Source organism: Engelhardtia mirabilis (assembly GCF_007748095.1).
In the GTDB taxonomy this organism is placed as follows: Bacteria; Planctomycetota; UBA1135; order UBA1135.
Map to the genome: position 1 here is coordinate 2,406,324 of NZ_CP036287.1, position 13,922 is coordinate 2,420,245.

Sequence of the window (13,922 nt, forward strand, 5' to 3'; positions counted from 1 at the left end):
TCCGGGCTACTGCTCGGCCCAATAGGTCGAGTCGAGCTGAACGCGCTGGGGCGCCACCGGCCCGTCTGTTTCTGTTCGGCGTAAGCGGTCGCGACGGGCGAGACCCAAGAGTCGCAGGCCGAAACCATAGGGCGTGACGAGCAAGAAATAGAACAGGCTGCCCATCACCGCCGAGCCACCGACCTGGATCAGCTTCGAGAGGTCGACGAGGTCTTGCCGCGCGATGTAGACAGCCACGCGTGCGGCGCCCCTGATGCGCGCCAGGGGCGCGCGGCGAAACTCGCGCCAAGCGTAGTGCAGCGAATAGGCCACGTGCCGCTTCTCGTCCACGAGCACGCTGGGGATCCAGGTTCGGCAGCGCTCGTCGTAGCGGTTGAGCCACTGGTAGAGCTTGAACTGGATCACCGCCCGACTCTCCGACAGGAAGATGTAGAGCATGTAGTCCCCGAGCTCGGGCAGGCGCCGGTTGGGCGCGGCCTCCTGCTCCGCGGACCAGCGCACCGATCGACGATCGGGCTGCTCGACGCCATCGGGGTCACCGAAGTTGACGCCGTTGTTGTGCGAGGCCGTATAGGGCGCAACCCGCTGGGCCCACTCCTTGAAGATCTTGTAGTGGCGGCCCTCGTCGCTGGCGTGGCGCTCCATGGCCTCGCGCACCTCGCCCTCCTGCCGCCGCGCCACGGCACCGATGTCGTAGCTGGTGTACAGCTCCGTGTACGCGAACTTCAGTAGCTGACGACTGAAGCGCGGTTTCGACAAAACCACAGCGGGCGAAATCAACCCAGCAATGAACTCTCGGATGTAGATCATGGCGAGCGCCTCGTGTGCCCGGACCGGGCGGGGGGCCCGGACTGCGAGTTGGGCCATCCTAGGGGCGGCAGAGCGGTCCGTGTAGGGGTGGCCGTGAAGTCCCACGAGGACTCGAATTTCGGGCAAAACCCACCGCGCGCCGATGGCGAGCGTTGGTCTAGGGTGGGGCTTCGATGAGCGGCAAGATCCCTAATCCCAGGCGGCTTTCGGGCCGGCTGCTCAATCGGTTGGAGTCCAGGCTGGGGCGCGAGCGACTCCATTCCAAGCCGGTTGCCGTCGATGTCGTGTTGACCAAGGCCTGCAACCTGGCTTGCAGCTTCTGCCGCGACTACGAGCTGGTCGGTGCCAAGCGCATGACCGTCGAAGGCATGGAACTCCTGGCGGCGGAGCTGTTCCCCAATGCCGCCTGGGTCAACATCTGCTCCGGTGGCGAGCCCTACCTGCACAAGGGCTTGGAACACCTGCTGCTCCTGGCCCAGGGGCACGGGGCCCAGCGTTGGGTGCTCTCCAACGGCATGCTGCTGGAGGGTCAGCGCATGCAGTCCATCGTCGAGCGGGACCTGATCACGCTCCACGGCTTCTCGGTCGACGGTATCCGTGCAGACACCGTGGAGTCGATTCGAACCGGCGCCGAGCTGCCGCGCATCCTCGCCAACATCGAGCGCTACCTGCGGCTCGGCGAGCAGATCCACGGCCGTCGCTCGCGGGTGGTGATCCGCTACGCGCTGATGCGGCGCAACGTCGACCAGTTGGCGCAGGCCGTGCGCTACTGGGGCGAACGCGGAGTCGAGCGCATCGACGCGGGCTACCTGGCCCTGGCCAACGGGATCGATCGCAACGAGAGCCTGTTCTTCCACCAGGACCACATGCGGCGCGCCTTCGACGGGGCCCGCGCGGTGGCCGAGGACTATCCCGAGACCGAGCTGCGCCTGCCCCCGACGGTGGAGGAGGACCGTGCCCGGCGTGACTCGCCCAAGGCCTGCCGCGCGCCCTGGGAGTTCGTGATGATCGACGCGAGCGGTGCGGTGCTGCCGTGCTACCGCGCCTTCGAGGCGATCCAGATGGGGCACGTGCTCGGCTCCGAGGCGCGGCCGTTCAACGAGATTTGGAACGGACCCCTGTACCGCGAGCTGCGCCGGAACGTCAACGTCGATCGCGACACCGGAGACCCCGCCGCGCCGAACCGCAAGGGCTATGGCTACTGCCGTGTGTGCGAGAACCGCTTCGGTTGGAGCTCGATCGAGCCCCACCTGGGCGACGACACGTGGCAGCGGACGGCCATGGGCGAGGGGGGCCAGGCCATCGACCACCGACGCCAGGGATTCAGGGACTGGTCACCCGAGGCCAGGCCCGCTGGCGGGCCGATCGACGGCCAGCGGGATGGAGAGCAGCGCGCCTGAGGCGCGCGCGGTCGAGGGCGGCCGCCGACGGGAGCATCGATGCGTAGACGGACCTTCTTCCTGACCCTGGCGGCGATCTTCGTAGGTGGTCTCGGCGCCGCCGAGTGGGTCGTGCGCCTGCGGGCCCATTCGATCTACGGCGAGTACCTGGACATCTACGAGATCCACGAGCGCCTGCCGGAGCTGGACCTGATTCGTCCCCTGCCGAACCTGGACGTCGTGTTCGGCAAGCGCAGCCGCATCGAGACCGACTCCCACGGCTTCCGCAGCCCGGAGCTGGCCGAGCCCAAGCCGGGAGGGAGCCTGCGCCTGGCCTTCGTGGGCGGATCGACCACCTTCTGCGCCCAGGCCGAGACGAACTCCGGCACCTGGCCGGCGCGGGTCGTCGAGGGGCTGGGCGAGCGCTTTCCCGAGGTCCAATGGGAGTACCTGAACGCGGGCGTGACGGGCTACCGCACCGTCGACTCGCGCACGAACATGGCCCGGCGCATCGCGCCCCTGGAGCCGGACGTGGTCGTGATCTACCACGCCACCAACGACCTGGCCGTGGACAGTCGACCACTGGCGGTGGACGCGGGGCTGGTGGACGAGGTCGAGCCGCGGCCGCCGTCGGGGCCGTCGCTCCTGTGGAACCTGGTGGTGAAGAACCTGCGCTACATGGCGGCCCAGGAGGCAGGTCGCGACGATGGGCGCAAGTTGAGCTACGACGCGGGTGAGTTGGCGCGCACATTCCACGGCCACCTGCTGGAACTGGTGCGGGAGTGCCAGCGATCGGCAGACCTGGTCGTGCTGGTGACCTTCAGCCAGAAGGTCCGCCGGGACCAGCCGCGCGAAGACCAACTCGAGAACCTGCAGCAGGCTTTCACCTTCATGCCCTACTTGAGCGTCGAGGGCATCCTCGAGGGCTACGAGGCCTTCAACGCCACGATCCGCGCGGTGGCCGCCGAGACGGGCGCGCTCTTGATCGAGGGCGAGGCGTCGATCCCCGGCGATGACGCGCACTTCATCGACTCCGTGCACTTCACCGCCCTGGGCTGCGAAGCGATGGCCCAGCGGGTGCTCAGGGGTTTGAGCGAGTCCGGGGCTCTGTCTGCGCTCGCATCCGAAGCCGCGCGCCGCTGACGGCCGGCCTAGCGCTTCCGCACGGTCGCGCCGATGTAGACGCCGCCCGGGTGAATCGGGTTGGCGAAGTACCGTTCGACCTGATCGGGCGTCAGCACCTGCCCCAACTCGTCCACGAACGTCTCCTTGTCGGCCCTGGCCCTGTCCGCGAGGACCTCCTTGTCGACCCGGTCACGCCACAGTCGCGCCTGGTCTTCCTCGCGCGCGACCTTGGCATGCAGGACCGATGCCAGCCTCTCGGCCTGGTCCGAGGTGATGCCCAGGTCCTCTGCGAGGCGGGGCATGACCGTCTCGATCGTCGAGCGCTCCGCAGCGAGTCGGGAGAGCCACTTCTCCACGCCCTCTTCGTGCTCGAGCTCCTCGATCGCCGCGGCCACGCGCTCCCGGAAGCGCGCGGGATCCGCAGCTCCGTCGGTCGTTCCTGCATCGCGCTCGGTCAGGGCAGCCAAGAGCTCCGCGCGCAGGGCGTCGAGATCTTCGCTCGACGCGGCGTCCGGGGAGACGGCGACGCGGGCGCTGCTCACTGGGCGCAACTCGAGGGCGTCGAGCCGCTCGCGGAGGTCGCGATTCTCCGCGGCGAGTTGGTTGACGCGATCGAGCAGAAGGGGCTCCGGCACGGCAACGGCTTGATCGAGCGTGCGGACGGGAGAGGGGCGCAGGAGCGTCAGCGCCAGTGCGGCGCCGCCGAGGGCCATGGCGAGGGCGGATGCAGCGTGGGAAGGGTTCATCAGCCTGCTCAGTCGTGTGGGCGCACGGCCGGGCCTCTAGACCTCGACCCCCAGCATCAGGCACTGTAGCCCCGAGCCGATCCCCAGCAACGCCACCCGCTGCCCCGCCACGATGTGCCCCGCCTCGCGCGCCAGGGCGTAGGTCGCCGGAAGGGACACCGAGCCGATGTTTCCGAGCACCTCGACCGTCGGCCAGTCGAGCTGCGGATCGACGCCGATCGAGCCCAGCAGTGCGCGCCGGTGGGCGACGCCCACCTGGTGGGTCACGATGCGGTCCACGTCGCTCGCCGACCACTCGAGCTCCTCGAGGAACCGTGGCCAGGTCTCCGCCGCCAGGGCGCATCCGGCCACGAGCAGCGCCTCGCTGTCGGTTTCCATCAGCGGACCGCTCGCGCCCTCCACCCGGTCACCGCGGCAGAGGTGGTTGTGCTCGGTCGCCGCGCGCAGGAGGCCACCGCGCAGGCGCGCGCCGTCCGGGGCCAGGTCGGCGTGGCACAGCACCGCCGCCGCACCCCCGGAGCCGATGGTGAGCGAAGCGAAGGCGCGCTTGAGCTCCGCCTTGCCCACGGACTCGGCCCCGAGCAACTGTTCGATCGTGGCTTCCACCAGCGGCCCCCCGTCCTCACCGGCCACCACCAGCGCCGCCTCGAGGTCGCCGCGCTCGATCTGGCCCGCCGCCACCGTCATCGCGTGGGCGAAGCCCAGGCAGGCGTTGGACAGATCGAAGGCGGCGCAGTGGTGGGCCAGTCCCAGAGCAGCGTGGACCACGGTGGCCGTGGCTGGCTCCATGAAGTCGCGGCAGACAGCCGAGTGCACCACCAGACCGATTCGAGCGGGGTCGATCCCCGCCTCGCCCAGGGCCCGCCGGGCGGCCGCGATCGAAGCGTCGCTGGGCAGTGTCCCCGGATCCCAGAAGCGTCGCTCGCGGATGCCGCTCATCAGCTCCAGGCGCCCGACGCGCAGCCTCAGCGCCTCGTAGACCGGGCTCAGCCGCTGCTCGAGCTCCTCGGACGTGACCACCCGTTCGGGCAGGGCCGGGGCCAAGGCGGCGATACGTACGTCGCGGAAGCGCATGGGGGCGTTAGCTTACCCGGTTCCGCAGGGGAGATTCCCCAGCCGCGACCACCCCCCATGACTGCCGCCGCACCGGATCCCAAGATCCTCCACGTCGACATGGACGCCTTCTATGCGTCGGTGGAGATCCGCGATCGGCCCGAGCTGGCCGACCGGCCGGTGGCGGTGGGGGGCACGGCCGAGGGCCGCGGGGTGATCTCCGCCGCCAACTACCCGGCGCGCGAGTACGGCGTGCGCTCGGCCCTGCCCACGGCGCGCGCCTTGCAGCTGTGTCCGGAGTTGGTGCTGCTGCCGCCGGACTTCGACAAGTACACGACCGTCAGCCGCGAGATCATGCGGATCTTCCGCAGCTACACGCCGCTGGTCGAACCCCTCTCCCTCGACGAGGCCTTCCTCGACGTGTCCGGCTGCGAGCGGCTGCACGGCAATGCCGAGACCATCGGACGCAAGATCCGCTCGGACATCCTGCGCGAGACAGGCTTGGTCGCCTCGATCGGCGTGGCCCCGACCAAGTTCCTGGCCAAGCTCGCCTCCGACCTCGACAAGCCCGACGGCTTCCGCGTGATCCGCGGGCCGGAGCTGCGCGAGGTGCTCGACCCCCTGCCGGTCTCCAAGATCTTCGGCGTGGGCGAGCGCACGGCCAAGCGCCTCGAGTCCATGGGCGTGACCACCATCGGCCAGCTCGCGTCGAAGTCGCGCGACGAGGTCAAGGCGACCTTCGGCGCGACCGGCACGTGGATCCACGACCTGGCCCACGGCATCGACGACCGGCGGGTGACGCCCAACCGGGTCGAGAAGAGCCACGGCAAGGAGCGCACCTTCCCCGAGGACGTCACGGACCGCGAGCTGCTGCGACGCTGCCTGTACGACTTCGCCGAGGAGGTCGCCTACGACCTGCGCGACCGCGGCCTGCGCGGCAAGACGGTCTCGGTCAAGGCGCGCTTCTGGAACTTCAAGACGGTCACGCGCTCCAAGACCCTCGACTTCCCGACCAACCTGGGCCCGCGCATCTTCGCCACCGCGCGGGAGCTGCTCGAGCGCGTCCCGGCCGGGCCCCTGCGCCTGCTCGGCGTACAAGTCTCGAACCTCGAGGACGTGCGGACCCCGGTGCAGACCGGATTGTTCGACGACGGGGCCGCTTTCCAGGCGCCGCGGGAGGACACCCGCCTGGGCCGCGCCACGGAGGGCGTCGACCAGTTGCGGCGGCGCTTCGGCCGCGACGTGGTCAGGCCCGCCAGCTTGATCGACGCGCCCGACGAGCGGCGAGGATCGCGCGACCCGCGCCCCTGACCTTCCGCGGCGCAGAGTACCTTCTAGCCTCCCGCAGACTGCCGAGGCGCGCTTGCCCCGGCCGCGAGGGCGCGAGAACCAGCGATGACCCAGGTGGCGATTGGCGACGACGAACAGCAGCAGCTCCGTGCCCCGCGCGCGGCTGGGCTGGTCCTATTGGCACTGACCGCCCTGTGCGGCGCCCCGGCCTGCGGCGGTGGGGGTGGCGGAGGACCGGCCGCCACCAGCGTCGGTCCCGCGAGCCCCAACCCGCTGGGGATCTCGATCGTGCCGCCGCCCGCTGCGACCCTGGCCCCGGTGGTCGTCGTCGCCGGCAAGGCCTCGGCCGCGGGGAGTGCGGTCACGGTCCAGGGCGGCGCGAGCGAGGCGAGCGTCGTCGCGGGCACCGACCGTTCGTTCAGTGTCAACGTGCCGCTGGTCGCCGACCGCCGCAACGCCCTGTTCCTGCGCGAGACCACACCGACCGGCGAGGGCCTCCCGGCCGTGCCGCTCGAGGTCGTGCAGGACGGAACGCCGCCCCGCGTGGCGATCGAGTTCCCCGCCGACGGCGCCACGTTGACCAGCTCGACCACGGCGGTGAGCGGTCGCGTCGGTGACCTGTTGAGCGGCTTCGCTGGACTCTCGGTCACCGTCGACGGCGTCCCGGCCGTCGTCGACCGCGGCTTCGGGTCCGACGGGAGCTTCTGGCTCGATGGCGTGGTACTCGATCCCTTCGCGCCGACGCAGATCGAAGTCGTGGCCACGGACGCCGTCGGCAACGAGTCCACGACGAGCGCCACCGTCGTCTTCCAAGAGCCCGCCGGCTTCACCCTCGCGGCGGATGGCGGGGACGGTCAGACCGCCGTCGCCGGTCAGTTCGCCGCAGCGCCCTTGGAGGTGGGTCTGTCGCGTCCCGACGGCAGCCCCCTGGCGGGCAAGTTGGTCCGCTTCGAGGTCGCCGCCGGCGGCGGGAGGCTGGCGCCGGACGACGGATCCGGCGTGGATCCGAGCTCGCCCCAGCGGGTGCAAGTCCTGACCGACTCGATCGGCGTCGCGCGCGCCCGCTTCGAGCTCGGGTCCCGCGCCGGTCGCGGGGTCCACCGCGTGCGGGCCGACAGCGTCGACGTCGAGGGCCAGGCCTGGTTCCTGGCCTCCGCCGTCGCCGGATCCGAGCTGCAGGTGCACGCGGTGACGGGCGAGCTCCAGTCCCAGGTCGCGGGCGGCGTCGCGGGCCGCATGCTCGAGGCGCGGGTCACCGACGGGGCCAACCCGATCGCCGGGCGCGCCGTGCGCTTCCAAGTCATGGGTGGCACCGGAGTCGTGCGCAATCCCGCCACGGGAGTCCAGGCCGCCGCGGTCACGGCCAACAGCGACGCCACCGGCCTCGCTCGAGTCCAGTACTTCACGGGCGCCGAGCCCGGCATCGAACGGATCGAAGCGCGGCTCGACGGGCTGCCCGAAGCGGGCCTGACGCAGTTCACTCTCCGGGTCCTGGCGGCGGGGCAGCCCGCGACGTCTTTCGGCGGCTTCGTCATCGACGGTGGGCTGCAACCCCTCGTCGGCGGCACCTGTCGGTTGCAGCTCGGCGAGCTCGAACTGACCGCGGTGACCGACGAGCGCGGTCGCTTCCTCTTCAGCGGCATCGAGGGCGACGGCCCGGCGACGCTCACCATCGACGGCGATACGGTTTCGGCGGTGCTCGGCCCGGCGGGCTTCGTGCCGGTCAGCGTGGTCGCGCCCTACCCGACGGTCACACGCGAGGTCTTCATCGCGCCCGGGGTGGCCGGCAGCCTGCCGGGTCCCCTGGTCCTGCCGCGCCTGCCGTCCAGTGGTGGCCAGCTCTACAACGGGACCAGTGACGTGACGCTGACCCTGGCCGGGCTGCCGGGCTTCCGGCTGACGATTCCCGCGGGCTCCCTGACGCTCCCGCCGCACACGGTGCTGGGCGACGGTTCCTCGCTCGGCGCCACGGTCACTCCCTCGCCCGGCGATCCGCTGCCGGTGCCGGCGATCCTGACCGCGGTCCAGGTCGCCATCGACGACCTGCCCGCGCCGCTTCCGGACGGCGCGCCGGCCCTCTTGGGCTGGTACCTCTCGCCTGGTGGTGCGAGCGTCTCGGCGCCGACGACCCTGAAGCTGCCCAACCTCGGCGGCCTGCGCCCCGGCGCGCGCGCGGCGGTTCAGTTCTTCGACGAGGCGGGCGGACGCTTCGAGCGCTTCGCCCTCGCCACGGTCGAACCCGACGGTCGAAGCCTCGTGGCGAGTCTCGAGGGCGGCCTGGCGACGAGTGGCTGGATGGCCCTCTCCGCCGGCGGCGCCGCGGGGATCGCCGCGACCTTCGACGAGAGCGCCGCCGCTACACCGAAGTTCAGCCCCCTGTGGTCCATCCGACTCGGTGGCCGCGTCGTCCCCGGCGGGGCCCAGGGTGGCTTCGAGCTGCGCGACGTGCCCGTCCGCGACGGCATCGGCGATCAGGGTGCCGGCGGCGTCGCCGATGGCCTGGCCGATCGAATGCTGCGCGTCACCGGCGTGCGCGAGAGCGGCGGCGGCCTGCTCTTCGCGACGACCGCGCCCCTGACCTTCTCCGCCGGCGAGAGCCTGGCGGTCACCCCCGGCTCCCTCTCGAGCCTGCCGCCGAACCTGCCGGCCTCCCTGGCGTTCGGTCTGGACCTGACCGCCCTCGTCAGCGGCGGCGTGGCCTTCCCCAGCTTCGTGGCGACCCTCTCCAACGGCGCCAAGGTGAGCGTGGTCTCGGCTGCCGCGGGGGCGACCTACGTCAGCACCGATGCGCACGTCGCCACGGTCGACGACGGCGGGGTGGTCACGGCGACGGGCGCGGGCAGCGCCACCATCGGGGCCTTCAACGACGGCTTGGCGGCCTCGGTCGACGTCGCCGTGACGAATCCTGCGCCACTCACGGTCTCGGTGGTGGGGTCGGTCGTGACCGCGGAGGGCGCGCCGGTGCCGGGAGCCACGGTGAGTCTCGGTGGTCTGGGTGTTTCGGTTCTGAGCGCCGCGGACGGTTCCTTCGCATTGGCCGACCTGGTGGTGCAGCAGGGGGCGGGTTTGTCGGTGACCGCGCTGCTCGAGGTCGGCTCGAGCCTGCTCCTGGGCAGCGCCGCGCTGCCCGCACCGGTCGACGACGGAATCGTCGATGCGGGCCTGTTGTCGCTCCAGGTCGCCGACCGCGCGCTGGTCTTCGGCGAGCCGGTGGACGGGACCTTCCAGGCCGAGCTCGTGGCGGACGCCCTGACGGCGGCGGGTCTCTTCGCGGAGTACCTGCCCACCCTCCCGACCGACCTGGACGCCTATGCAGTCCTGTGGTGCGCGGAGACCTTCGGCTCCCTGACCCTGGCGCAGGAACAAGCACTGGTCGAGTTTGTCCAGTCAGGTCGGGGACTGCACCTCTCCGGTGAGCGCGATGCCTGCTGCTCGGCGGCCAACGCGTTCGTCCAGCGCATCTTGGACGGGTTGCTCGTGAACGGTGTCACGGTGGGCGGGGCGGGCGACGTCTCCGGGCCCTACCTGGTCAATCCCTCCGCCGCGGGCAACGCGGACAGCCAGCCCAACGACCTGGCGCAGCTGCCCCTGTGCGCCGCCGGCGCGCTGGTCGGCAGCATTGCGCCCAAGAACGTCCTGGCAGCCGGCGTCACCGATCTGGTCGTGGCCGCCGTCTTCGAAGGCAGCGACCTGATCGGCGGCCTGGGCCGGGTGAGCGTGGTCATGGACACCGACTGGGAGTTCCTCGCCGGCTGCGAGAATCCCAACGCGGACGCCTTCGAGGCCATCGCGAACATCGCGTCGTTCCTGGCGCCCTGATCGCGAGCGCGGCGCCGCGCGATGGGCGGCCTGGACCGGGGCCCGAGCTCGCCGGCGGACTCTGCCAGTTCCTGGCAGGTCGTCAGGTCGATGTCCTCGAACTCCTGCCTGCGCTCGGGGCGCGCGATCACCAGTGTCCCTTGCCGTCCAGGTCGATCCGGACATCGACCCCATGTGGCGCGGAGTTCGAGGCACGGCCGGGAGATCGGCAGCCCCGAACCGTGTTCACGACCGCGGGATGGAGCTCCCGTTGCTCGAGTCTGAATTCGACTCTTGCACCCAGGTCCGTGATCGGACTCCTGTCGCTCGGCCTGGCATTCAGAAGCGCGAACGAAGCGACTCCAGGACCCGAGCCGCTCGAGAAGAGGTCCACCGCCACTTGGATCCGGTTGTAACCTAGACCCGGGGACTGCTTCCTTGGAACGAGCTGACTTCAAGAATCGACTGGCGGCAGGCGTCGTCGGGGTTGCGCTGGGGCTCTTCGTGACGGAAGGAGTCGCCTCCTTGCTCGTGGGGACCTCGCTGCGGCAACTGCGCGTCGAGGTCGAGGGCAGCGGGCCCGCAGGGGTGCTGGGGGAGGCCGAGCGCCGGGCAGCCGGGGCACTCACGGAGGGGCCCTACCGACTCAGCGTCGACCCCCTGGTCTGCTACGAGTTCAAGGCCGACTGGAACGCCGCCTACTTCGGCGTGCCCGCCAGCACCGACGCCCAGGGACTGCGTTCGCGCCTTGGACCCGAGCCCACCGCCGACGCGCCTCGGATCGTGATTCTCGGCGACTCCGTGGCCTTCGGCATGGGGGTGCGAGATGACGAGACTCTCGCGCACCATCTCGAGGCGATCTTGACCGAGGCTGGTGGCGTCCGTCCCATCGTCCGCACCGTCGCATGCCCTGGCTGGAACTTGCTCAGTTCCACGGCCATGCTCCGCGCGCGGCTCATGGAGTTGCGACCGGACGTCGTCCTGCTCGTCCCGGTCGGCAATGACCTCAGCGATTCCATGGTGGTGACCGAGACGGGGCACCTCACCGTGGGCTGGAGCCCGGCGACCGGGATCGCGGCCCCCTACATCTCGGACGCCTTTCCGCAGTTCTTGTATTCGGAGCTGGCTGAGATCCTCCCCGCAGCGCAGTACCGCGAGCTGACGAGGCCGGCGATCAGCATCGCACTCATGGGGGCGGTGACGCCCGAGTCGCTGCGCCGCTACCGCGAGGCGGCGCAGGCCATCATCGGTCTCGAGCGGCAACTGCGCGAGTTGGACTGTGAGTTCGGACTCGTCTTCACATCGGAGGGCTACTTCCAAGAGCGGCTGCAGCAGGTGGTGGCGGCCACCGGCGCGACGACGGCTGTCCTGCCGGTCTTCGAGGGCTTCGACAATGCCCGCGACCGTCTCAGCGACAACGCTCACTTCACCTCCAGCTGCATGCGTGCGATGGCCTGGCGGCTGGCCGAGGCCCTGGTCGATAGGGGCTGGTACGAGCTGCCGCCGGGCGCCGCGCTGCCCCCCGAGGATGAGGACTACGTGGGCAATCGCGGCCGCTTCCCTGTCGGGGACGAGCTCGTGGCCGAGAGGCTTCGCATGGACGCGCAGGCCGCCGCCCTGCTGCGGCCGCGAATCGACATGACGACCGGGACCGGAATCGACCAGGTCTACGGCGGCCTTCGACCCGACGGCCACTTCGGTATCTCCTGCCTCGTGGCCCTCGCGAACCCCGGAGGGGGCCGCCTGCGATTCGAGCTCGAGCCCCTCGCCGACTCCCCGGGGCTGTATCCGCTGGAGCTCGCGATAAGCGTGAACGGTCAGTTGGTGGCGGCCATCGAGGTCACGGACGGATCCTCCGCCTCCCACTCTGTCGAGCTGCCACCGGAGCTGCGCGGGGCCCCCTCGTTCGACGTCTTGATGTCTGCGTCGGCCTGGATCCGCGAGAGCTATCGAGGGCTACAGCGGCTCGGGTCGGTCCGCTTGCTGCGGATCGAGGCCGAGTAGCGCGCGGACGCGTAGTGCCAGGCGGAGCCGAGCGCTGGCGCGAAGGCTCCGACGCCTGACGGGACCGCAGCAGGCCTCAGCGCGAATGGGCGGCGAGCCCGACCGATTCGCAGCTCTCGGCCGAACCTGGGATCGCGGGACGGTCACGATGGCGCCCAGGGCCGAGATCGAGAGCACGACCGGCGTCCGTCGGCGCGCGCCTGACTGGGCAGGGCCAGGTGTGCAGGCAGGACGGTCTTGGGCGTCGGCATGGGAGCGCGTCTCGGTGGACGGTCGGGCCGTCGCCATGGAGGCTCCCGCGTCACGCAGTCCCCATGGGCCGCGGTCACCGTTCGGGGCCGCGATGGGTTCGGCGCTCTTCGCGGCCCCCCGAGCACCGCTACTCGCTTCGACGTGCTGGCTCCAGCTCGATGGTCAGGTGCTCCTCGCCCCGCCGCAGCTCGAGCAGCAAGGTCGCGCCGCCGTTGAGCGCGGGGCCCAGTGCAGCCATCGGATCGGGCCAGATCGAGCTGCCGTCGGCCCCGACGATCACGTCACCGGCGCGGATGCCGGCCGCCGCTGCGGGACCGCCGGGGGTGACCGAGGCCACCACCAGGGACTGGGGCGGTTGGAACTCGAGCTCGAGCCCCAGGGTGAAGGGCGGCCGGGCCTCTGTCAGGCACAGCTCGGCGATCGGCTCGGCGACGCCCGCGAAGGCGTCCATGGTGTCGGGCCCCACGGAGTTGCTGACCACGAACATGTAGGTGTCGGGCCCCTCGGTGTAGAGGATCTCGAAGCCCCACATGTCGCCGCCGTCGAGCACCGCGCCCGGCGGGGACCAGTAGCGGGCCAGGAACTCAGGGCTCAGGATCTTCCCCGCTCGCAGGGCACGGAACCAACGGTCCATGTCACGGGTGGTGGAGACCATGCCGCCCGAGCCCATCACGAGCCACGAGGTCGGTCCCCAGTGGGGCGGCTTGTTGACCTCGCCGGTGGTGCGGAACCCGTAGCCGACGGCGACGCGTTCGTCGGGCAACTCGACTCCGAAGAACTCGGTCGAGGCCATGCCCGCGGGGCCGAACAGGCGCTGCTTGGTGAAGTCGGGGTAGCTCTTGCCGCTACGCAGCTCGACGATCGCGGCCAAGAGGCCCCAGGCCGCGTGGCTGTGCTCGTTACCCGTGCCGGGTTCGAACAGGAGTTCTTGACCGAGGATCCGGCGCACGGCCTCCGCACGGTCGATCCAGAAGTGGTCCGGGTCCCGGTCCGTGGGCAGGCCGAGGAAGTCCTGCAGGCCCGACGCGCCGCTCATCAAGTGCGTGATCGTGATCTGCCGTTTGTCCGCCGGGACCCGCTCGCCGAAGAATGCCGGCAGCTTCTCGTCGAGGGTCAGCTTGCCCTCCTGCGCCAGGAGCAGGATCGCGGCCCGCGTGAAGTCGATCGGCGTCGAGCCGATGGCGAAGATCGTGTCGGGCGTGCAGGGGATCTCGTGCTCGCGGTCGGCCAGGCCGTAGCCGCGGTCGAGCACCACCTCGCCGTCGCGGATCACCAGCGCCGCGCCGCTGAATCCCGCGGCTTCGGCGGCCTCCAGGTGAGCGGGGAGCTGCTCCCAGGTGAGATCGGGGCCGCTCGCAAGGGACTGGGTGGGGTTGGCGAGGGCGAGGGTCGCGCCCAGTAGACAGACCGGTAGATACATGGCGGATCGCTCCATTGCGGTAGATCGGACTCGCGCGGCGCGCAA

The 13,922-nt window shown here is 70.7% G+C and carries 9 protein-coding genes; 5 read left to right on the forward strand and 4 right to left on the reverse strand.

Annotation, left to right across the window (positions count from 1 at the left end; genetic code table 11):
- Window positions 1-6: 6 nt before the first annotated feature.
- Window positions 7-810 (reverse strand): hypothetical protein, encoded by an 804-nt coding sequence (locus Pla133_RS26120; protein WP_419192268.1) that lies wholly within the window; start codon window positions 808-810, stop codon window positions 7-9.
- Window positions 811-983: 173 nt separating this feature from the next.
- On the opposite strand from Pla133_RS26120, the gene Pla133_RS08785 reads away from it, so the two are divergent.
- Together Pla133_RS08785 and Pla133_RS08790 are read left to right on the forward strand one after the other, a co-directional pair.
- Complete coding sequence (locus tag Pla133_RS08785; RefSeq protein ID WP_145064542.1) at window positions 984-2,210, forward strand: radical SAM protein; 1,227 nt, start codon at window positions 984-986, stop codon at window positions 2,208-2,210.
- A 39-nt stretch (window positions 2,211-2,249) separates the two neighbouring features.
- Window positions 2,250-3,332, forward strand: a complete 1,083-nt coding sequence (locus Pla133_RS08790; RefSeq protein ID WP_145064543.1) for an SGNH/GDSL hydrolase family protein — start codon at window positions 2,250-2,252, stop codon at window positions 3,330-3,332.
- 8 nt (window positions 3,333-3,340) lie between these two features.
- On the opposite strand, the gene Pla133_RS08795 is transcribed toward Pla133_RS08790, so the two are convergent.
- Both Pla133_RS08795 and Pla133_RS08800 read right to left on the reverse strand, forming a co-directional pair.
- Window positions 3,341-4,060, reverse strand: coding sequence for a hypothetical protein (locus Pla133_RS08795; protein WP_145064544.1), 720 nt, complete (start codon window positions 4,058-4,060; stop codon window positions 3,341-3,343).
- A 36-nt stretch (window positions 4,061-4,096) separates the two neighbouring features.
- A complete protein-coding gene (locus Pla133_RS08800) occupies window positions 4,097-5,134 on the reverse strand; it encodes a 3-oxoacyl-ACP synthase III (RefSeq protein WP_145064545.1) in 1,038 nt (345 codons plus the stop codon).
- Window positions 5,135-5,191: 57 nt separating this feature from the next.
- On the opposite strand from Pla133_RS08800, the gene dinB reads away from it, so the two are divergent.
- The 3 genes from dinB (at window position 5,192) to Pla133_RS08815 (ending at window position 12,205) form a co-directional block, all read left to right on the forward strand.
- Window positions 5,192-6,424: a DNA polymerase IV gene (gene dinB, locus Pla133_RS08805; RefSeq protein WP_419192269.1), complete on the forward strand. Its 1,233-nt coding sequence runs from the start codon at window positions 5,192-5,194 to the stop codon at window positions 6,422-6,424.
- An 84-nt stretch (window positions 6,425-6,508) separates the two neighbouring features.
- On the forward strand, window positions 6,509-10,222 hold the full coding sequence (locus tag Pla133_RS08810) for a hypothetical protein (protein ID WP_145064546.1): 3,714 nt from the start codon (window positions 6,509-6,511) through the stop codon (window positions 10,220-10,222).
- A 417-nt stretch (window positions 10,223-10,639) separates the two neighbouring features.
- Complete coding sequence (locus Pla133_RS08815; RefSeq protein ID WP_145064547.1) at window positions 10,640-12,205, forward strand: SGNH/GDSL hydrolase family protein; 1,566 nt, start codon at window positions 10,640-10,642, stop codon at window positions 12,203-12,205.
- Window positions 12,206-12,584: 379 nt separating this feature from the next.
- Here Pla133_RS08815 and Pla133_RS08820 read toward each other — a convergent pair whose 3' ends face one another.
- Complete coding sequence (locus Pla133_RS08820; protein ID WP_145064548.1) at window positions 12,585-13,892, reverse strand: serine hydrolase; 1,308 nt, start codon at window positions 13,890-13,892, stop codon at window positions 12,585-12,587.
- Window positions 13,893-13,922 lie beyond the last annotated feature (30 nt).

Bases quoted from the DNA above. Each gene is read 5' to 3' on its own strand.
- Pla133_RS08800 (WP_145064545.1), bottom strand. From the start codon at position 5,134: ATGCGCTTCCGCGACGTACGTATCGCCGCCTTGGCCCCGGCCCTGCCC.
- Pla133_RS08790 (WP_145064543.1), top strand. From the start codon at position 2,250: ATGCGTAGACGGACCTTCTTCCTGACCCTGGCGGCGATCTTCGTAGGT.
- Pla133_RS08795 (WP_145064544.1), bottom strand. From the start codon at position 4,060: ATGAACCCTTCCCACGCTGCATCCGCCCTCGCCATGGCCCTCGGCGGC.
- Pla133_RS08785 (WP_145064542.1), top strand. From the start codon at position 984: ATGAGCGGCAAGATCCCTAATCCCAGGCGGCTTTCGGGCCGGCTGCTC.
- Pla133_RS08820 (WP_145064548.1), bottom strand. From the start codon at position 13,892: ATGGAGCGATCCGCCATGTATCTACCGGTCTGTCTACTGGGCGCGACC.
- Pla133_RS08810 (WP_145064546.1), top strand. From the start codon at position 6,509: ATGACCCAGGTGGCGATTGGCGACGACGAACAGCAGCAGCTCCGTGCC.
- Pla133_RS26120 (WP_419192268.1), bottom strand. From the start codon at position 810: ATGATCTACATCCGAGAGTTCATTGCTGGGTTGATTTCGCCCGCTGTG.
- dinB (WP_419192269.1), top strand. From the start codon at position 5,192: ATGACTGCCGCCGCACCGGATCCCAAGATCCTCCACGTCGACATGGAC.